An 18,252-nucleotide genomic window follows, 5' to 3' on the forward strand; every position below is an offset into this window, starting at 1 on the left:
TTTGAGGAATTGTTTCCCCATCTCAAGTTCATGGAGCTTACGGGAAACCCGCGACTGGTCGATGGCAATTTCATCGGCGGCTACAATTCATTCCCGATCCGCTTTTCCAAGATATGGTTACTGCCGTGAAGAGAAGGTTGCGGCTACATTCAAAGGGCGTCAGTGCATCTATCGATTGAGAATTGTTGGCATTATCGAGCCTTTCATGGCGGCCTGGACATTGGTCACAGCGGTGGCGAACAGAGCGCTCAGATTCTCGCTGGTATGAGCCACTTCGTGGTTGGTCAGGATGGCCCTTGGGTGCCCTCGGAGAGGGCTGTCACTCGGTAATGGTTCGTTTTCGAACACATCCAGCGCTATCCCTCCCAGGCGCGCCACGACCTCCGGATCACACAATGCGCCCTCGTCGATGATTGCGCCTCGCGAAAGATTTACAAGAATGGCGCCCTCCTTCATCGAAAGCAGTCTTTCTTTGGACAAAATGCCATGAGTTTCGGCGGTGAGGGGCGGGAGAGGGACGACGACGTCGCTTCGTTCAAGCAATGTCTCCAGATCGCATTGTTCCGCTACGGCGACTCCAACATGGCGGCGAGTGTGTATCAACATGTCGACATCCCAGCCTTCAAGTCGTTTCACGACAGCACGGGCTATGTTGCCGAATCCCAATATGCCGATGGTCTTACCCTTGAGCATACGAGCTCTGGGGGGGCCTACGCGCACGAGATCGCGTTTAAGGCGCACCTGTGTCGCCTCGATGTCGTACAGCGACATCAGGATGAACAGAATCGCTGCCTCCGCAACCGTTTCGAAATTTTCAGCGACATGTCCGTTTGCCACAGCAATACCTCTTCGGGTAGCGGCATCGACATCGATGCCTTCGAATCCGAGAGAGGGCAGAACGATCGCGCGCAAATGTGGAGCGCGCTGCATGTCTTCGTGATCGCAAGGCCTGGCGAAGGCGACAAGTATCTCCACCTCTTGCCAGTTCTCATAGTCGGATGGTCGCTCTAGATCATAACGGCAGACGATCTGCGCCGCCTGACTATCAATCGCGCGGGCGAGCTGCTCCAAAAATGCTTTGGAGCCCGCCGGCCCGGTGATGAGTATATGCATTTATCCTCGCCAACTGATTGTCAGGATGCGGCAACAATCGGTCGTTCCGCGTTTTCTCACCATGGCACGACGCGACACTCATTGGCGCATCACGCCAAAAATATGTGGCGCGCAGAAATTGTCCTGAAAGGTCATCACTTGTCACATCGCGCCGTTTGCCGCCGGCGCTGCCAGTGACAGACACGGAGGAAATGCAGCGTTACTTTTGGAGTGGGTGAGGATGCGAATAGACGGAAATGTTGCCGCTGTGGTGACAGGCGGTGCCTCGGGCCTGGGCGAAGCAAGCGCGCGAGCACTTGCGCAGGCGGGCGCGCGAGTAGCGATATTCGACATGAACGAGGCAACAGGCATAGCGGTTGCGCAGGAGATTGGTGGCATATTCTGCCAGGTCGACGTGACCTCCGACGAGCAGGTCGACGCGGCTTTTGCAAAGGCGCGCCATGCGCATGGGCAGGAACGCATCCTCGTCAACTGCGCCGGCATAGCCAACGGGATAAAGACCGCGTCAAGGAGCAAGGGAGGCGGCGGCACCGCCCGATTTCCGATGAAGGATTTCGAGCGGGTTGTGCAGATCAATCTGCTCGGCACCTTTCGCTGCATCGCTGCTTCCGCGCAGGGGATGTTGGATCTTGAGCCGCTGGCCGATGGCGAGCGAGGCGCCATCGTCTGTACGGCCAGCGTCGCGGCGCAGGACGGGCAGATGGGGCAGGCGGCCTATTCAGCATCCAAGGCGGGCGTCCTTGGCATGACGCTGCCAATTGCCCGCGACCTGATGGGTGAGGGTATCCGCATCAACACCATTCTGCCGGGTCTGTTCCTGACCCCGATGATGCGGGGCCTTCCTGAAAATGTGCAGGTTGCGCTGGGCGCTTCGGTGCCCTTCCCCAAACGTCTTGGCGCGCCGGAGGAATATGCCGCGCTGGCGCTGCACATGATCGGCAACAGCTATCTGAACGGTGAGTCCGTCCGCCTCGACGGCGCGATCCGGCTCGCGCCGCGCTGAACAGGGGATCATCATGGTTGAGGTCTATATTTACGATGCCGTGCGCACCCCGCGCGGCAAGGGGCGGCCGGACGGCGCGCTGCATGAGATCACCGCACTTTCGCTGGCGGCGCAGATGTTGCAGGCGGTCCGGGATCGCAATGGCCTCGACACCGCGCTGGTGGACGATGTCATCCTGGGTTGCGTCATGCCGGTGGGTGAGCAGGGCAGCGACATCGCCCGCATCGCCTCACTGGTCGCGGGTTATGACCAGCGCGTGCCGGGTGTGCAGGTCAACCGCTTCTGCGCCTCGGGTCTGGAGGCATGCAATATGGCGGCGGCCAAGGTTGCGCTGGGTGAAGCGCGCTTTGCCATTGCGGGGGGCGTGGAATCCATGTCTCGCGTCGCGCTGGCGGCCGATGGCGGCGCGATGATGGTCGACCCGACCTTCGCCTTCGATCATTATTACGCGCCGCAGGGGATTGGCGCAGACATGATCGCGACCATCCATGGCTTCGGCCGTGAGGATGTTGACGCCTATGCCGTCGAAAGCCAGCGGCGCGCTGCGCTGTCTTGGCAGGAGGGGCGGTTCGCGCGATCGATCGTGCCGGTGCTGGACCAAGCGGGAATCGTCATCCTCGACCATGACGAACATATGCGGCCGCAATCCGATCTTCAGTCGCTGGGCTCGCTGAAGCCCGCCTTCATTAAGATGGGCGAGTCGGGCTACGACGCGGTGGCGCAGGCGCGCTATCCCGAAATGGGGCCGATCAACCATGTCCATCATGGCGGCAATTCTTCCGGTATCGTCGATGGCGCGTCGGCCGTGCTGATCGGGTCCAAGGGAGCGGGCGAGGCCGCCGGACTCAAACCTCGGGCGCGCATCCTGGGCACTGCGTCGATCGGGTCGGACCCGACGATCATGCTCACCGGCCCCGAGTTCGTCACGCGCAGGCTGCTCGACCGGCTCGGCATGGAGCGCGGCGACATCGACCTGTTCGAGCTTAACGAAGCCTTCGCGGCGGTGGTGCTGCGCTACATCCAGGCGCTCGACATCGATCCAGCGAAGATCAACGTCAATGGCGGCGCGATCGCCATGGGTCATCCGCTGGGCGCGACTGGGGGCATGATCCTGGGGACGATGGTCGATGAACTGGAGCGATCGGGCAAGGCGACGGCGCTCATCAATCTCTGCGTCGGCGCAGGCATGGGCACCGCCACGGTCATCGAGCGCGTCTGACGGGAGGGACGAAACATGGAAAATTTCACATTGGACGTCGGCGCGGACGGCGTTGCCATCGTCACCTTCGACATGCCGGGTCGGTCGATGAACACCATCAGCCATGCTGTCCAGCATGATCTGGGCGAACTGGCGGAAATCATCCGGCAGGATGAGCGGATCATTGGCGCCATCCTCTGTTCGGGCAAGCCGAGCGGATTTTGCGCGGGTGCAGACCTCCATGAACTCCAGGCCGATATCGAGCGGTGGCGTGCGGCGGGCACACAGGAGGAGTTGCAGGCGGCCTTATTCGAGGCGGGCCATTTCAGCGGGCGCATTCGCGACCTGGAAAGGGTGGGCAAGCCCCTGGTCGTCGTGATTGCCGGCGTGGCGCTGGGCGGCGGGCTGGAACTGGCGCTGGGTTGCCACTATCGGATCGCGATAGAGGAGGAGGGGCTGCGCCTTGGCCTGCCGGAAGCGACGCTGGGCCTAATGCCGGGAGCAGGCGGCACGCAACGGCTCCTGCGGCTGGCTGGTCTGATGCCGTCATTGCCCTATCTGCTCGAAGGCAAAGCGATGAGCATTGAGGATGCGGTGGCTCTGGGCGTGATCGATGAGACTGCCAGCCGCGAGCAGGCGTTCGACCGTGCGCACCAGTGGATCGCCGCAGGCGGCCGAAGCAGCGCGCCATGGGACGAGAAGGGCTTCCGCCTTCCTGGAGGTGGTCCTCATATGCTGGCGGGCTATGCGCTTTTCGGCCCGGCAATCGCCGCGAGGCGCGGGGGTGAACGGACGAATGATGCGGACGGGAATATCCTGAAGGCGGTCTATGAAGGATCGCAGGTGCCGATCGACGCCGGGCTGAGGATCGAAAGCCGCTATTTCCTCAATACATTGCGCACACCGGTGGCGGCTGAACGTGTCTCGGCTTTTCTCAACCGCAAAACCAAGGCGCCCGCGGCATGAGCGGGATCAGGATCACGTCACGCCGGGGCGAGGTGCATGAAATTGCCATCGTCCCCGGCATGAACCTGATGGAGAGCATCCGGGACGCGGGGCTGGACGAGCTGCTGGCACTGTGCGGGGGATGCTGTTCCTGCGCGACCTGCCACGTTTATGTCTTGCCCGATCATGCCGGGCAGTTCGAGGCGATGAACGATGATGAGAATGATCTGCTCGACAGCAGCGACCACCGCACCGCGCGATCGCGGTTGGCCTGCCAGCTGGTGATCGGCGATGCGGTCGAACGGCTCGACATCACCATCGCGCCGGAGGACTGAGGGTTTAGCGCACGATAGGCAGCCGCATCAGCGCAATGCCTGATAGAATGAGGGCCAGTCCGGCAATTTGCGGGGTCGTGAGCGACTGGCGAAAGGCCAGCCAGCCTATCAGCGCCAGCAGCGCGATCCCGGCCCCGGACCAGATTGCATAAGCAAGGCCCAGCGGCACCGTCCGCAAGGCCATCGACAGGCAGATGAAGGCGACCACATAGCCCGGGATCGCGACGGCCGCCGGGGCAGCGCGGCTGAAGCCCGCGCTCGCATTGAGGGCGGAGGTGGCGATGACCTTCGCGATGATGGCAAGGCTGAGCCAGGTCCAGCCGGTCATGATCGAAGCTGCCGCAAGGAAAGGATGATCGCGGCGGCGCCCGCCACCAGCGCGACCGGAATGATGCCGCGCAGCACCGCGCCCATTCCCCCGCCGGAGGCTACGAGCAGGGCACCAAGCAAGGGCCCTGCAATCGAGCCGATGCGACCGGCGGCAACCGCTGCGCCGACGCCGACGCCGCGCGACGACGCGGGATAGAGGCGGGGCGCGAGCGCATAAAGATAGGATTGGGTAACAAGCACTGCTCCCCCCAGCAGGAACGCGAACAGGATCGCGGCACCTGCATCCTCGATAGCCGAGGCGCGCAAGAGCAGGATTGGGATGGCCGTGAAGGCCGCCAGCGCAACGAGCCACCCCCGACGCAGGTCCAGCAGGGGAGCAGTGACGGCGCACAGCACAAGCCCGCCGCAGTTGAAGGCAAGCTGCGCGAGGAAGGATGTCTGGCGGCTGAGGCCAAGCCCGGTCAGCAAGGTCGGCAGCCAGTTGAGCACCAGATAGAGGATGATGAGCGTGGCGAAAAAGCTGGTCCAGATCAGCAACGAAGCAATCAGCCGGCCCTGGCCGAAAAGCGCCTCCGCGATGCCCTGCGGCTCTTCGCGAGCCTGTGCCGGCGCCTGGCCGGGAGGCATGACACGCCATAGCAGGGCAGCCAGCAACAGCGGCAACAGGCCGCCGATCACGAAGGGTGTGCGCCAGTCCGTGCCCAGCGCCGCGCCGATCAGGCTGACCGAAGCGCCGCCAACAGGAACGCCGCAATAGAGCAGGGCGACGGCCCGCCGTTCCCGGCCCGGTGCCGCATGTTCCGAGGTGAAGGCGAGCAGATTGGGCAGTGCGCCGCCCAGGCCCAGGCCGGTGGCGATACGAGCGCCGATCAGCATTGCCGGGCTTTGCGAAAGGCCGGTGATGATCGATGCCGCGCCAAAGCCTGCGACGGACCAAAGCAGAACCCGCTCCCGGCCGATCCGGTCCGACAAATGGCCTCCCACAAGCGCGCCGATGAGCAGACCGATGGTGCTCGCGCTGAAGAACCATCCCAATGTTGCGGGATCGAGGGCGAACTGGAGCTTCAGATTGGGCGCGGCGATGCCTGCGACCTGCAGATCGAACCCTTCCAATATAGCGATGAGGAAGCAGAGGAAGGCCACGAGCGGAGAGCGCGGCGCGTGAGCCTGTCTATACGCCAGTGTCTGCGTCAATGCGGTCCCCTCCGGACGTCTACCCTTTGATTAGTTCTGGGCTGGCAATGAAGGAAAGGCAATTGTGAAGATCGACGAAATGGGGCTCGTCCGGCCGGACGTCCGCCAGGTAACGCGGCTCGGCAAAGGCTTCTTCGAGCGCTTCGGCATTGGCAAAGGTGATGGCCGCGACGCCGTCAAAATCACCGGAAGCGCCGAACATGGCACCCAGAGCCGCGGTCTGCGCCGTGCCGTGAAATTGCTCGTAGCGCAGAATGTGGCGGCTGAAATCGGTGCAGGCCAGCAGCAGAGGGGCGTGGACCTCGCGCCAGTAGCGGGAGAAGGCTTCCGGCACCATGCCCGGGCGGCGCTTGATAAAGACGATTAGCGTCGTCGCCATGCTCAATGCTCCTGCGGCCCGAAATCATGGGGAGGGAAGCGCGGAATATCAATCTGGTCGAACATGCCCGCATAGCCGAGTGCCATCGGCATGTCCCAGTTCAGCATCGAATAGGGATGGCCGGCGTCGAAGGCGCTGGCGGCGTTCAGGCGTGCTATCGCCGTTTCGGGCAGTTCCAGCGTCACCGCGGCCAGATTTTCCTTCATCTGCTCCACCCGGGTCGCACCGGCGACGGGGATCACATCGCGTGCGATGATCCAGGCAAGGGCGACCTGCGATGTCTTGACCCCCAGTTCGTTGGCAACCTCCTCGACCGCCACTGCGATTGTGCAGTTGCGGGCATTGAGCTGTTGCAACTGCATGGAGTCCATGCGCTTAGACGATCCGTCATCGGCCGTGCCGGGGCGGGTATATTTGCCGCTCAATATGCCGCCCGCCAGCGGCGACCAGGCGGTGATGCCGATGTCATGCGCCTGCGCGAGCGGTATATGCTCGCGTTCGATCGAGCGCTGCACCAGGCTATATTCGAGCTGCATGCAACTGATCGGCGCGAGGCCGCGCAGGTCGTGGAACGTTTGCGCGCGCGACACGACCCATGCGGGTACGTCGGAAAGACCGATGTGAAGAATCTTGCCTGCCGCGATGGCGTCGGTCAGTGCCCTCTGCACCTCCTCCACCGGCGTGGTGAAGTCCCACCAGTGAACGAAATAGAGATCGATATAGTCGGTTCCGAGCCGTTTCAGGCTGGCGTCCAGCGACCGGACGAGGCTTTTGCGATGGACCCCCGCTTCATTGGGATCGCTTCGGCCGGGGACGGCATTGGCATATTTGGTCGCAACGACGAAGCGGTCGCGATCGGACGCGATGAAACGTCCGATCATCTTCTCGCTCTCCCCGCCGGTATACATGTTCGCGGTGTCTATGAAATTGCCACCCGCCTCGACATAGGCGTCGAAGACGGGGCGGCATTCCTCTTCGGGACGCGACCAGTCGGCCGCTGTTCCGAAGGTCATGGTGCCCAAAGCGAGCTTCGAAACACGAAGCCCGCTGCGGCCTAGCAGGGAATAGCGCATAGCGTCCTGTCCAATCAGGCGTTGAGGCCCGGATTGTTGCGCCATGCTTCATCCGGCGGCGGAATGATGCCGAGCTGCATGGCGAATTCACGGAAATTCCAGTGGGTGCGGCAGCGGACGATCTTGCCGTTCTTGTACATCTGGGTGGTTGTACCGCGCGTCACCGTGGTCTTGCCGGCGGCGGGGATGCCGAAAAAGTCGCTGTTATGCGTCGCCTTCCACACCCATTGCATATAGCCCCACTCGTCATAGTCGAGGTCTGCGCCAAGATAGATATTGTTGGCAAAGCGGGCATAGTCGCCCTCAAGCCCGCCCTGCCATTCGGGCGGTGGGCCCTCGGTGCGGCGCACGCCGCGTGAGCGGCCGGCCGGGCCGCCATCATAGGTCAGAACCTCGAACTTGTGCACGCCGAACGGGCTTTCCGGACCGCTGTTGTTGAAAACGACGAAGGCCTTGTAGAGATCTTCCTTCGTGGTGATCGTCTGCATGAACTCGATATCTTCCCAGACGAAATCATCGGCATAATAGCCCAGCACCTCTTCGGCGCCCTTGTCGAAAAAGGCTGTGACCCAATCCTGGGCGGCCTCGAAGCTCTTATGCTCGCGCGCGCCGCCGCCCTGAGCGATCGGGGCGTCGGCCGTGATCGATGTGCCGCTCCGCAGCCGTTGCAGCACGTCCTGCTGCTCGGGCGACAGATGGGCGTCATTCACCAAGGGGGCGTACAAAATATGCATGGCTCTGGGCCTCTCCTGCTACCGGTCGTTATTGCCTGTCTGGATCGGAGTGTGTCGGTTGAACCGTAAGGAATCTACAGCCGATTGGGTCAGTTGAGGGCGAAACGTGACAGCAAGGGCATATCTGGCACATCCTGCCTTTGACTGGCACGAACCGCCCTTCGATCCCGGCCCGGAATAGCGCAGTCTCGCCCCAACAACAGCGCTGTCCCAACGGCTGGCGCGATAATGTGGAGTTGGATGACGATGACGGCGATCATGGAAGCCAATGCCGGCGGCGCAAGCGGAAAACTGGATTATGATCCGCTGAACCCGGATGTGAAGCATGAGCCTTATCCCTATTATGTCGAACTTCGCCGCAATGAGCCGGTGAAATGGCTGCCTGGCCTCCAGGCCTATGGCGTGGCGCGCTATGATGACATCGACGCGTTGCTGAAGGATGGACGAACGTTCAGTTCTGGCCAGTTCTGGCCGGCGCTGCTGGGCGAATATGATCCGGTGCCTGAGGAAGCGCCGATGATCTCCATGGACCCGCCCGGCCACATGCAGCTTCGCAGGATCGCCAACAAGGCGTTCGTGCCCTCCAAGGTGAATGGTCTTCGCGATCGTACCTATGAGATTGCCAACCTGCTGGTGGACGACATCATCGCTAAGCACGGGCCGGAAGGGGAGTTCGATTTCGCCTGGGAATTTACCGCCCTTTACCCGGTGACGGTCGTGGCCGAGGTTCTGGGTGTGCCAACCGAGCGCCGCGCGGAGTTCAAGGTCTGGGTCGATGATGTGCTGTCAGCGGCCAACCGGGCTGCCTATGGACCTGAAAAGCTCGCTCATATCGCAGCCAGCACCAAAAAGATGCGGGACTTTTTCGAGGATCTGTATGACGAGCGGGTGAAGAATCTGGGCGATGACCTGATCTCCACCTTCATCACCACCGAGGTTGACGGGCAGAAGCTGACGCGCAACCAAGTCCTCTCCATGGCGATATTGCTGCTGATCGGAGGCGTCGAGACGACGACCAACCTGCTTGGCACCACGCTGATCGAACTGAACCGGCATCGCGATGTGTTCGATCGTGTGCTGGCGGATCACAGCCTGATACCGGCCGTGCTGGAAGAAGTGCTGCGGTACAATCCGCCGGTCCAGATCATCTTCCGTCACACGACGATCGATACGGAAATCGCCGGCGTGAAAATCCCAGCCGGGTCGGCGATCATGCCTATCCTTGCTTCGGCCAACCGGGACGAGAGCAAGTTCGACAATCCTGAAGTGTTCGATATAGACCGCAAGATCGAGGTGCCGCTCATGTCCTTCGGGCAGGGGCCTCATTTTTGCCTCGGCAACTATCTCAGCCGGATGGAAGCCAAGTCGGCGCTGGAAGTCATCTTCTCGCGCTTCTCCCTGATCGAGCCGGTTTCGGATGAGGTTCATTGGCTAGATTCCTATTTCGCACGCGGACCGCATGTCCTTCCGGTGCGCTACAGGGTGCGGTGACTTTCTTAGCGCTGCGATGACAAGAAAAGGGCGCCCGAAGGGCGTCTGTTAGGGAGGCCTGACGGGCATGGCTCGAACCGGCAATTGCCATAATATCGCCGATTTCGAGCGGCTGGCGCGCAAACGCCTGCCTGCGCCGCTCTATCATTATATCGCCGGGGGCGCCGATGATGAGCGCACCATGCTGGCCAATGTTGAAGGATTTGACCGGTATAATCTGGCGCCTGACTATCTGAAGGACATACGTTCGGTCGATATGGGGCGAAGGGTGTTGGGGCGCGACCTTGCCTGGCCCCTTTTGCTTGCGCCCACCGGCATGACCCGCATGTTCCATCGTGATGGCGAGTTGGGCGTGGCGCGCGAGGCTGAGCGGAGCGGCGTCGGCTATGCGCTGTCGACCATGGCGACCTCCAGCATTGAGGATGTGGGCAGAAGCAGCGCGGGCCCCAAGATATTCCAGCTTTATCTGTTGAATGACGAGCAGCTGAATTTCGCGATGATCGACCGCTGCAAGGCAGCGGGATTCGACGCGCTTTGCCTGACGGTGGACACGATCGTTGCAGGCAATCGGGAAAGGGATTTGCGCACGGGCTTGACCGTGCCGCCCCGCCTGACAGCAGCCAGTATTCTGTCCTTCGCATTGCGTCCTCGCTGGTGCGTCAATTATCTGACGAGTCCTGCTTTCAGCTTGCCCAACGTCGGTCCGGCGAACGCGGAAAGCGGCGATCTTTCGACCCTTGCAACCTATTTCGCAGCGCGCATGGAACGGAACATCACCTGGGCTGCGGTAGAGCGTGTCGCGCAATATTGGGGTGGCCCGTTCGCCATCAAGGGCATCCAGTCCGTGCGCGACGCGCGCATGGCGGCAGCGGCCGGAGCAACGGCCGTCATCCTGTCCAATCATGGCGGTCGTCAGCTTGATGGCGTGCCGCCCACGATCGATCTGCTGGCGGACATAGTCGATGCGGTCGGCGACCGGTTGGAGGTGATCCTGGATGGCGGCATCCGGCGGGGCAGTCATATCGTCAAGGCTCTGGCGATGGGGGCGACGGCGTGCATGGCGGGGCGGCCTTATCTCTACGGCCTCAGCGCCTTCGGTGCTCCCGGTGTAGGGCGGGTGCTTGAATTGCTGCGAGCGGAGACGGAACGGACTTTGGCGTTGCTCGGTTGCGGCAGTCTCAGCGAACTTGGCCGCAACCATATCCGGCTCGCGAGCGAAGTGCCGGACTTCCTTCGCACGCAGGAGTCGGCTCGTTCGGCGACCCCTTTGCGCAATATCCTTTGATGACGGCGGGACGGACCATGAATCTGAGCTTCGAAAATTATATTGGCGGCGAATTCACGTCGGCGAACGGCGTGATCGATGTCCTCAATCCCGCTACGGGAGATGTGATCGGGCGGGCGCCTGATGCCGACAGGGGCGTGGTGGATGCCGCGCTGCGCGCTGCTGAAGCGGCGCAGGCCGACTGGGCGCGCCTGCCGGCGCATACGCGCGGATTGGCTCTGCGGGCGATCGCGACGAAGATCAGGGAAAAGCTGCCCGAACTGGCCAGGATCACCGCGCTCGAGCAGGGCAAGATACTGCCGCTTGCGGAGATGGAAGTCGCGCTGACGGCCGAATATCTCGACTATATGGCCGAATGGGGTCGGCGGATCGAGGGCGAGGTCATCTCAAGCGACCGGCCAGGCGAGACCATGCTGCTGTTCCGGCGGCCGATGGGCGTGGTGGCGGGCATATTGCCCTGGAACTTCCCCTTCTTCATGGTCGCGCGGAAGGTGGCGCCCGCGCTCGTCACCGGCAATACGATTGTCGTGAAGCCGTCTGAAGAAACGCCATTCGGCGCGGCGGCTTTCGCGAGGCTAGTCGCCGAGACGGACCTGCCGGTGGGCGTATTCAATCTTATCTGCGGGCGGGGTGAAACGACCGGGGCGGCGCTGGTGTCGCATCCCACCGTACAGATGATCAGCTTCACCGGCAGTTCGGCTGCCGGTTCTGCGATCATGGCCAGCGCCGCCCGAAATGTGACCAAGGTCAACCTGGAACTGGGCGGCAAGGCACCGGTGATTGTTCTTGATGACGCGGATGTGGATCTGGCCGTCCAGACGCTCACCATGTCCAAGACGATCAATACAGGGCAAGCGTGCAACTGCGCCGAGCGGGTCTATGTTCAGAAGGGTGTTGCGCAACAATTCCGGGACAAGCTGGCCGCGTCGGTCGGCGGGATCAGCCAGGGCGATCCTCTGGGCGGGGCGCAAGTGGCGATGGGGCCGGTCATCAATCGGGCAGCGGTACAGCGGATCGAGGCGCTCGTCGACAATGCGCGCTCGCTCGGCGCGGAAGTCCTGGCAGGTGGCGCTGTGCTGGAGGGGGCGGGCTGTCATTACCGGCCGACTGTGCTCGCCGGGACCACGCCGGATATGGACATCATGCACCGGGAGATTTTCGGACCCGTCATCGTGGTGAACGAGATCGACGATCTCGACCAGGGTATCGCGCTGGCCAATGCCAGCGACTATGGCCTGTCTTCCTCCATCTTCACCCGCAGCCTGTCGTCAGCGATGAAGGCGATTTCCGACCTTCGTTTCGGTGAAACCTATGTCAACCGGGAGCATTTCGAGGCGATCCAGGGCTTTCATGCCGGGGTGCGCAAGTCCGGTATAGGTGGCACGGACGGCAAGCATGGGCTTTACGAATATACGCACACGCAGGTCGCCTATATCCAGACCTGATCGATCGGAGGCGGCTTAGGCCGCCTTCTCTCCCGGCTCTTCGCTGAAGATGGTGCTCGGGCGGCGCCCCGTCCACTGTTTGAAGGCGCGAGAGAAAGTTCCGTTGTCGGAAAAACCCAGTTGATAGGCGACTTCGCTCAGACACATGCCGCGCTGAAGATATTGGAATGCCAGCTCTTCGCGCAACTTCTGAAGTACATCTGCGAAGGTCGTGCCTTCATTTTTCAGCCGTCGCAGCAAAGTCCTTTCCGTCATGCCGAGGCGCCTGGCAGTCTCGACTTTGGACGGTACTTCATCGGGCAACTGCGCCATCATCAGGTCCCGGACCCGGGTCGCGAAGCGCCCAGCCATGCGCTGTTCCAGATGGCGATTGGCCGCCCCGTCAAGCAGGGAAGCCAGTTCCTCATCCGACGATAGGATGCGGCGTTCCAGATCCCGCTTGCGAAAGATGATGCAGTTCTGCGCGTCCTCGAACCGCACCGGACAGCCGAAAAATTTAGAGAAATTGGCCGTCTGTTGCGGCACTTCATGGGCAAAGCGGACCTCGACCGGCACCAGCCGTTCGTTGATGATCCAGCGAAGATAGGACAGGACGCTGGCGACCACGGTATCCACGGTCTGATAGATCGGAGGCGCGCCGCCAGTATCGAAGTGGAACTCCAGCATGGCCTGATCCTGCGTTTCCGTCAGGGTCGCGGCGGCCGAATCCGATATCAATCGGCAATAATAGGCAAAGCGATGTAAGGCCTTTGACAGGGTCGAGGAGCAGCTCATCGAATAGCCGACCACATGAAAGGTCGCCGGACGCACTTCGGCCGCGACCTTGAAGCCGAAATCGGGATCACCCGTGAGTTCGACTGCGCGGCGCCACAATTTCCCTACATCGGCTTGGAAATAGCGGCTGAAGCCGCCTTCCAGAAGCGCCGGGTCCATTCCGATCTCAGACAGAACGGCGTCGGTGTCCACGCCTTCGGTTCGCATGGCGCGGATGATCGCCAGCACCCAGCCGGTTGATGCCGACCGCGAAACGCCCATTCCAGTCACGTCACTCTCCTGAAGCGACAGGGACATATTGTCCCTTTTTGCTGCTCGTAGCGTCGCGCTTTCCCCCCGGTGCGTCAACGAATTTGTGGCAAAAATGGGCGTCCTGTCACGTTTTGCTGTGACATGGCGCTGTCCGCCATGCCCCAACGTCGGGCATCAGGTTAGGCCGGAATAAGGGCCTAAATGGCGCAAGGAGAGCGGGCAGGATGCACAAGGTAGGAACCATGGCAGATCTGGAGGTCGGTCAGCCGATCCGGGCCTCTGTCGACGAAACCAAGCTGTTGGTATTTCTCGTCGACGGGGAGCCGGTTGCCACGGCGGCGCGCTGCCCGCATGCGCAGGGACCATTGCATCAGGGCGAAATCTGCAACGGTCAGTTGATCTGTCCCTGGCATGGCTGGACCTTCAATCTTCCCTCAGGCAGCTGTGAAGAGGATCCTGACCTGCTCTTGACGACCTATGCCGTCACGCGGGATGGCGACGATATATTGGTCTCGGTCAATGTCCCGGCCTGATGCCTTGCGGCTGCACGGCTATGCCGTGAGTAATTATTTCAATACGGTGCGCGCTGCGCTGATCGAGAAGGATGTGCCGTTCGAGATCGTCGTGGAGCGGGCGAGGCAGGATGACGCATTTCTCGCCCGCAGCGCGATGGGCAAGATCCCCTATCTGGAGACAGGGCAAGGTTGCATCGCGGAGACGGTGGCGATCCTCGACTATCTGGAGGAGGCGACAGGCGGCATTCCCCTTTTGCCGGACGAGCCGTTCGGGCGGGCGAAGGCGCGGCAGGTCACGAACATCGTGCAGCTCTATGTCGAGACGCCGCTGCGTTCGCTATTTCCCGGTGTGTTCATGGGTGGCTGCAATGCGCCCGGCACCACCGAAGCGGCGCGCCAAACCCTTGACCGAGCAATGCGCGCACTCAGCCATCTGGTGGAATTGAAGCCCTTTCTTATGGGCGAAGAGCTGACGACGGCGGACCTCTTCGCCTTCTACACCTTCGACATTGGGGAGCGGGTGGCGCGTTTCACCTGGGACATGTCCCTGCTGGATCAGGTCGACGGCCTGCGCAACTGGTTCAACCTGATCGCCGACCGGCCGAGTAGCCGGACGGTTCTCACCGATTTTGACACCGCCTTTGCTGCCTATCTCCGCGACAAGGCGGCCGCCTGGCATGAGCCGGAGCTGAAAGAGACCCATCATGCGTGACGTGAAACTGGACGATAAATATACGGTCGAAGAAGGCCGGGTGATCATGAGCGGCACCCATGCGCTGATCCGCGTGCCGCTGCTCCAGAAGGAGATCGATGCGCGGGCGGGGCTCAATACGGCGGGCTTCATCTCGGGCTATCGCGGATCGCCGCTTGGCACCTATGACCTGGAACTGTGGCGGGCCAAGGATCTGCTCAAGAGCCACGACATATTGTTCCAGCCCGGCGTGAACGAGGATCTGGCGGCGACGGCGGTCTGGGGCACGCAGATGCTGGCGACCACGCCGGGCGCCCATCGCGACGGCGTGTTCGCGATCTGGTACGGCAAGGGGCCGGGGGTGGATCGTTCGGGAGATCCCTTCAAGCATGGCAATATCGCGGGCACCCATCCCCATGGCGGCGTGCTGATCGTTGCCGGGGACGATCATTCGGGCAAATCGTCGACCGTCGCGCATCAGAGCGAGATGGCGCTGATGCATGCGGGCATGCCGATCCTGGCGCCGTCCGACGTGCAGGATGTGATCGATCTGGGCCTGCTGGGCTTTGCCATGTCGCGCTATACAGGCCTCTATACCGGCTTCAAGCTGACCAACGAGACGCTGGAGCAGACGATGACGGTTGACATCGAGATGCGGGACAATGGCCCCGTCTGTCCCGATCGCGGTCCGGCCCCGGCCAATGGCTTCCACAATTACCCCACCCATCTCGACCGCATTGGGTCGGAGATCGTGCTCAAGCGCTATCGCTGGCCGCTGGTCGGCAAGTTCGTGCGCGCCAACGGCATCGACCGGACGCTGATCGACGCGCCGCAGCGGCGTCTGGGCATCGTGTCGACCGGCAAGGCGGTGCAGGATGTGCGCCAGGCGCTCAAGATGCTGGAGCTGGACCGGGAAGCCGCGGCGGCGCTCGGCCTGTCCTTCTACAAGCTGGGCTGCATGTATCCGGTGGAGCGCGAAGGGCTGGTCGAGTTCGCCGCCGGCCAGAGCGAGTTGCTGTTCATCGAGGAGAAGGACCCGCTGGTCGAGAACCAGGCCAAGGCGATCCTCTACGGCCGGCCGGACATGCCGCGCATCGTCGGTAAGACCGATGAAGATGGCGTTGCCATGATTCCGGCGGACGAACAGCTGGAGCCGGTGCAACTGGCGATCGTCATTGCCGAGCGGCTGCAGCGTCTGGGCGTCGAGGATGCAGCGTTGGCGGAGCGCGCCGAACGCCTGTCGCGGCAAATGGCGACGGTTGCGGCGCTGAAGCCCGCCGATGCCGGGCGGTCGCCCTATTTCTGCTCAGGCTGTCCGCACAATACAGGCACCCGCTTTCCTGAAGGATCGATCGCCGCGGGCGGCATCGGCTGCCATGCGATGGCGATGTATTCCGGCCCGGAAATGCTGCCCAATACGCAGATGGGCGGGGAGGGCGCGCATTGGTACAGCCTCGCTTATTTCAGCGACATGAATCACATCTTCCAGAATATGGGGGATGGCACTTATTATCATAGCGGCCTGCTGGCGGTGCGGGGCGCCGTGGCGGCGAAGGTCAACATGACCTTCAAGATCCTGTTCAACGATGCCGTCGCCATGACCGGAGGTCAGCCGGTGGACGGACCGCTGACGCCCGGTGACATCACCCGGCAGGTGCTGGCCGAAGGAGCGACACGCTGCGTCGTCGTGACGGACAGGCCTGAACTTTATGGGTCGCATAGCGGCCTTGGCGCCGGGGTCACGGTCCATCATCGCGACAGCTATGACGCGGTTCAGAAGGAATTGCGCAACGTGCCGGGCGTCACGGTCATCGTCTATGAACAGACTTGCGCCGCGGAAAAGCGCCGTCGCCGTAAGCGGGGCAAGTTCCCCGATCCGGCCAAGCGCATGTTCATCAATGCGGCTGTTTGCGAGGGTTGCGGCGACTGCTCGGTCCAGTCCAATTGCGTCAGCGTCTGGCCCAAGGAAACCGAACTGGGGCGCAAGCGGCAAATCGACCAGTCGAACTGCAACAAGGATTATAGCTGCGTGAAGGGCTTCTGTCCGAGTTTCGTGACGGTGCTGGACGCCGAGCCGCGCAAGCCCAAAAAGGCGCAGCTGGCGAGTGAGACCGACATCGCTCTTCCGTCTCCGGCTCTCGTTTCCCTCGAGGACGGCGCCTATAACATCATGGTGTCGGGCATTGGCGGGACCGGCGTCGTCACCATCGGCGCGCTGCTCGCCATGGCGGCGCATCTGGAAGGCAAGTCGACATCGGTGTTCGACATGACCGGCCTTAGCCAGAAGAATGGCGCGGTATATAGCCATGTCCGCATCGCCGCGCATAATGAGGATCTGGGTGCGCAGAAACTGGGCATCGGCGAGGCGGATCTAGCGCTGGCCTTCGATGCCGTCGCGGCTCTCTCCAAGGAACCGGCGATCACCCTGGACGGCGAGCGGACGAAGACCGTCGTCAACGCCCGTGTCACGCCAACGCCGGCCTTCCAGCGCAATCCAGACCTGACCCTGGATCAGGGGCTGCTGGTTCGCCGCCTCGGTAAAATGTCCGCGCAGTTGCAAAGCGTCGACGCCACTGGCCTTGGCCTGGCATTGCTCGGAGATACCATCGCCGCCAATCTGTTCATGCTTGGCTATGCGAGCCAGCTTGGCCTGTTGCCGGTCTCTCCGCAAGCGATCGAGCGGGCGGTCGAGATCAACGGCGTGGCGATCCCATTCAACAAGGCAGCCTTCGCGCTCGGGCGCCTCCAGGCGGTCGACCCGCAGCGGATCGAACAGGCCGTGGTGAGTCATGTGCAGGAGATCGAGTTCCAGCCGCTGACCAAACTTGACGATATTGTCGCCCACCGCACTGGCCTGCTTACTGGCTATCAGAATGCAGCCTGGGCCCAGCGCTATCGCGACCTTGTCGACCTGGTGAGACATGCGGAACAGCAGGCCGCGCCGGGCAAGGATACTCTATCGGTCATGGTGGCTCGCAACTTCGCCAAGCTGATGAGCTACAAGGACGAGTATGAGGTGGCTCGCCTGCACGCGGACCCAGCGTTCCAGCAGCAGCTGAAGGAGACGTTCGAGAATGGCGCGAAGCTGCGTTATAATCTCGCGCCGCCGCTCTTCTCCAAGCGCGATGCGAATGGGCACCTGATCAAACGCGAGTTCGGTCCATGGATGGGCAAGGCTTTCGCTGTCCTCGCCCGCTTCAAGAGACTACGTGGGACCGCCTTCGACATCTTCGGCTATACCGAGGAGCGTCGGATGGAGCGGGGGCTGATCGACCATTATGAAGCGCAGATGCGCATGGTCGCAGACCGGCTGACCCCCGCCAACCACGCCGCCGCTGTAGAACTGGCCTCGTTGCCTGCGCAGATTCGCGGCTATGGACATGTCAAGCACGCCAATGTCGAACAGGTGAAAGCACTCGAACCGACCATATTGCGCAAGTTTGAAGAAACCCGTGCAGTCGCGGCACCTGAGCGGGAGGTCGCGGTCAGCTGACC

At 62.1% G+C, this 18,252-nt stretch carries 17 protein-coding genes; 10 read left to right on the top strand and 7 right to left on the bottom strand.

Features of this window, described 5'->3' with window-relative positions:
• Positions 1-168: 168 nt before the first annotated feature.
• Entirely contained in the window at positions 169-1,113 is a 945-nt protein-coding gene (locus tag HUK72_RS22875) for an NAD(P)-dependent oxidoreductase (RefSeq protein ID WP_176598801.1), read from the bottom strand.
• A gap of 220 nt (positions 1,114-1,333) precedes the next feature.
• Here HUK72_RS22875 and HUK72_RS22880 point away from each other — a divergent pair, with 220 nt between their 5' ends.
• The 4 genes from HUK72_RS22880 to HUK72_RS22895 are packed head-to-tail and all read left to right on the top strand — an operon-like array spanning position 1,334 to position 4,594.
• The gene (locus HUK72_RS22880; protein ID WP_176598802.1) at positions 1,334-2,116 is read left to right on the top strand and encodes an SDR family NAD(P)-dependent oxidoreductase; all 783 of its coding nucleotides are present in this window, start codon (positions 1,334-1,336) and stop codon (positions 2,114-2,116) included.
• 13 nt (positions 2,117-2,129) lie between these two features.
• Positions 2,130-3,335: an acetyl-CoA C-acetyltransferase gene (locus HUK72_RS22885; protein ID WP_176598803.1), complete on the top strand. Its 1,206-nt coding sequence runs from the start codon at positions 2,130-2,132 to the stop codon at positions 3,333-3,335.
• A gap of 15 nt (positions 3,336-3,350) precedes the next feature.
• Positions 3,351-4,280 (top strand): enoyl-CoA hydratase-related protein, encoded by a 930-nt coding sequence (locus tag HUK72_RS22890; protein ID WP_176598804.1) that lies wholly within the window; start codon positions 3,351-3,353, stop codon positions 4,278-4,280.
• Positions 4,277-4,594, top strand: a complete 318-nt coding sequence (locus HUK72_RS22895) for a 2Fe-2S iron-sulfur cluster-binding protein (protein WP_176598805.1) — start codon at positions 4,277-4,279, stop codon at positions 4,592-4,594. The genes HUK72_RS22890 and HUK72_RS22895 overlap by 4 nt, the downstream gene beginning before the upstream one ends.
• Positions 4,595-4,598: 4 nt before the next feature.
• On the opposite strand, the gene HUK72_RS22900 is transcribed toward HUK72_RS22895, so the two are convergent.
• The 5 genes from HUK72_RS22900 to HUK72_RS22920 are packed head-to-tail and all read right to left on the bottom strand — an operon-like array spanning position 4,599 to position 8,304.
• Positions 4,599-4,922: a multidrug efflux SMR transporter gene (locus tag HUK72_RS22900; RefSeq protein WP_176598806.1), complete on the bottom strand. Its 324-nt coding sequence runs from the start codon at positions 4,920-4,922 to the stop codon at positions 4,599-4,601.
• Entirely contained in the window at positions 4,919-6,118 is a 1,200-nt protein-coding gene (locus tag HUK72_RS22905) for an MFS transporter (RefSeq protein WP_176598807.1), read from the bottom strand. The genes HUK72_RS22900 and HUK72_RS22905 overlap by 4 nt, the downstream gene beginning before the upstream one ends.
• A gap of 19 nt (positions 6,119-6,137) precedes the next feature.
• Positions 6,138-6,497 (bottom strand): EthD domain-containing protein, encoded by a 360-nt coding sequence (locus HUK72_RS22910; RefSeq protein ID WP_176598808.1) that lies wholly within the window; start codon positions 6,495-6,497, stop codon positions 6,138-6,140.
• A 2-nt stretch (positions 6,498-6,499) separates the two neighbouring features.
• On the bottom strand, positions 6,500-7,570 hold the full coding sequence (locus tag HUK72_RS22915) for an aldo/keto reductase (RefSeq protein ID WP_176598809.1): 1,071 nt from the start codon (positions 7,568-7,570) through the stop codon (positions 6,500-6,502).
• A 14-nt stretch (positions 7,571-7,584) separates the two neighbouring features.
• Positions 7,585-8,304, bottom strand: a complete 720-nt coding sequence (locus HUK72_RS22920; protein ID WP_176598810.1) for an ester cyclase — start codon at positions 8,302-8,304, stop codon at positions 7,585-7,587.
• A 246-nt stretch (positions 8,305-8,550) separates the two neighbouring features.
• Between HUK72_RS22920 and HUK72_RS22925 the strand changes: the two genes are divergently transcribed.
• The 3 genes from HUK72_RS22925 to aldA all read left to right on the top strand — a co-directional run bounded on the left by HUK72_RS22925 (position 8,551) and on the right by aldA (position 12,525).
• Positions 8,551-9,795, top strand: a complete 1,245-nt coding sequence (locus HUK72_RS22925; RefSeq protein WP_176598811.1) for a cytochrome P450 — start codon at positions 8,551-8,553, stop codon at positions 9,793-9,795.
• Between the two features lie 67 nt (positions 9,796-9,862).
• Positions 9,863-11,080 carry an alpha-hydroxy acid oxidase gene (locus HUK72_RS22930; protein WP_176598812.1) on the top strand — a complete coding sequence of 406 codons (1,218 nt, stop codon included), beginning with the start codon at positions 9,863-9,865 and terminating at the stop codon, positions 11,078-11,080.
• A gap of 17 nt (positions 11,081-11,097) precedes the next feature.
• Positions 11,098-12,525, top strand: coding sequence for an aldehyde dehydrogenase (gene aldA / locus HUK72_RS22935; protein ID WP_176598813.1), 1,428 nt, complete (start codon positions 11,098-11,100; stop codon positions 12,523-12,525).
• 15 nt (positions 12,526-12,540) lie between these two features.
• Here aldA and HUK72_RS22940 read toward each other — a convergent pair whose 3' ends face one another.
• A complete protein-coding gene (locus tag HUK72_RS22940) occupies positions 12,541-13,596 on the bottom strand; it encodes an AraC family transcriptional regulator (protein ID WP_218036212.1) in 1,056 nt (351 codons plus the stop codon).
• A 179-nt stretch (positions 13,597-13,775) separates the two neighbouring features.
• Here HUK72_RS22940 and HUK72_RS22945 point away from each other — a divergent pair, with 179 nt between their 5' ends.
• Genes HUK72_RS22945 through HUK72_RS22955 form a run of 3 tightly spaced genes read left to right on the top strand, consistent with a single transcriptional unit; the run spans position 13,776 to position 18,250 of the window.
• Positions 13,776-14,084: a Rieske 2Fe-2S domain-containing protein gene (locus tag HUK72_RS22945; RefSeq protein ID WP_176598815.1), complete on the top strand. Its 309-nt coding sequence runs from the start codon at positions 13,776-13,778 to the stop codon at positions 14,082-14,084.
• Complete coding sequence (locus tag HUK72_RS22950) at positions 14,071-14,778, top strand: glutathione S-transferase family protein (protein ID WP_176598816.1); 708 nt, start codon at positions 14,071-14,073, stop codon at positions 14,776-14,778. Before HUK72_RS22945 ends, HUK72_RS22950 begins: the two co-directional genes overlap by 14 nt.
• Positions 14,771-18,250, top strand: a complete 3,480-nt coding sequence (locus HUK72_RS22955; protein WP_176598817.1) for an indolepyruvate ferredoxin oxidoreductase family protein — start codon at positions 14,771-14,773, stop codon at positions 18,248-18,250. The genes HUK72_RS22950 and HUK72_RS22955 overlap by 8 nt, the downstream gene beginning before the upstream one ends.
• Positions 18,251-18,252: the final 2 nt, after the last annotated feature.

Source organism: Sphingobium sp. 15-1 (assembly GCF_013375535.1).
Taxonomy (GTDB): Bacteria; Pseudomonadota; Alphaproteobacteria; order Sphingomonadales; family Sphingomonadaceae; genus Sphingobium; species Sphingobium aromaticivastans.

What these genes read in the sequence shown, in the direction of transcription:
- HUK72_RS22875 (WP_176598801.1), bottom strand. Translation starts at nt 1,113, where the DNA reads ATGCATATACTCATCACCGGGCCGGCGGGCTCCAAAGCATTTTTGGAG.
- HUK72_RS22880 (WP_176598802.1), top strand. Translation starts at nt 1,334, where the DNA reads ATGCGAATAGACGGAAATGTTGCCGCTGTGGTGACAGGCGGTGCCTCG.
- HUK72_RS22885 (WP_176598803.1), top strand. Translation starts at nt 2,130, where the DNA reads ATGGTTGAGGTCTATATTTACGATGCCGTGCGCACCCCGCGCGGCAAG.
- HUK72_RS22890 (WP_176598804.1), top strand. Translation starts at nt 3,351, where the DNA reads ATGGAAAATTTCACATTGGACGTCGGCGCGGACGGCGTTGCCATCGTC.
- HUK72_RS22895 (WP_176598805.1), top strand. Translation starts at nt 4,277, where the DNA reads ATGAGCGGGATCAGGATCACGTCACGCCGGGGCGAGGTGCATGAAATT.
- HUK72_RS22900 (WP_176598806.1), bottom strand. Translation starts at nt 4,922, where the DNA reads ATGACCGGCTGGACCTGGCTCAGCCTTGCCATCATCGCGAAGGTCATC.
- HUK72_RS22910 (WP_176598808.1), bottom strand. Translation starts at nt 6,497, where the DNA reads ATGGCGACGACGCTAATCGTCTTTATCAAGCGCCGCCCGGGCATGGTG.
- HUK72_RS22915 (WP_176598809.1), bottom strand. Translation starts at nt 7,570, where the DNA reads ATGCGCTATTCCCTGCTAGGCCGCAGCGGGCTTCGTGTTTCGAAGCTC.
- HUK72_RS22920 (WP_176598810.1), bottom strand. Translation starts at nt 8,304, where the DNA reads ATGCATATTTTGTACGCCCCCTTGGTGAATGACGCCCATCTGTCGCCC.
- HUK72_RS22925 (WP_176598811.1), top strand. Translation starts at nt 8,551, where the DNA reads ATGACGGCGATCATGGAAGCCAATGCCGGCGGCGCAAGCGGAAAACTG.
- HUK72_RS22930 (WP_176598812.1), top strand. Translation starts at nt 9,863, where the DNA reads ATGGCTCGAACCGGCAATTGCCATAATATCGCCGATTTCGAGCGGCTG.
- aldA (WP_176598813.1), top strand. Translation starts at nt 11,098, where the DNA reads ATGAATCTGAGCTTCGAAAATTATATTGGCGGCGAATTCACGTCGGCG.
- HUK72_RS22940 (WP_218036212.1), bottom strand. Translation starts at nt 13,596, where the DNA reads ATGTCCCTGTCGCTTCAGGAGAGTGACGTGACTGGAATGGGCGTTTCG.
- HUK72_RS22945 (WP_176598815.1), top strand. Translation starts at nt 13,776, where the DNA reads ATGCACAAGGTAGGAACCATGGCAGATCTGGAGGTCGGTCAGCCGATC.
- HUK72_RS22950 (WP_176598816.1), top strand. Translation starts at nt 14,071, where the DNA reads ATGTCCCGGCCTGATGCCTTGCGGCTGCACGGCTATGCCGTGAGTAAT.
- HUK72_RS22955 (WP_176598817.1), top strand. Translation starts at nt 14,771, where the DNA reads ATGCGTGACGTGAAACTGGACGATAAATATACGGTCGAAGAAGGCCGG.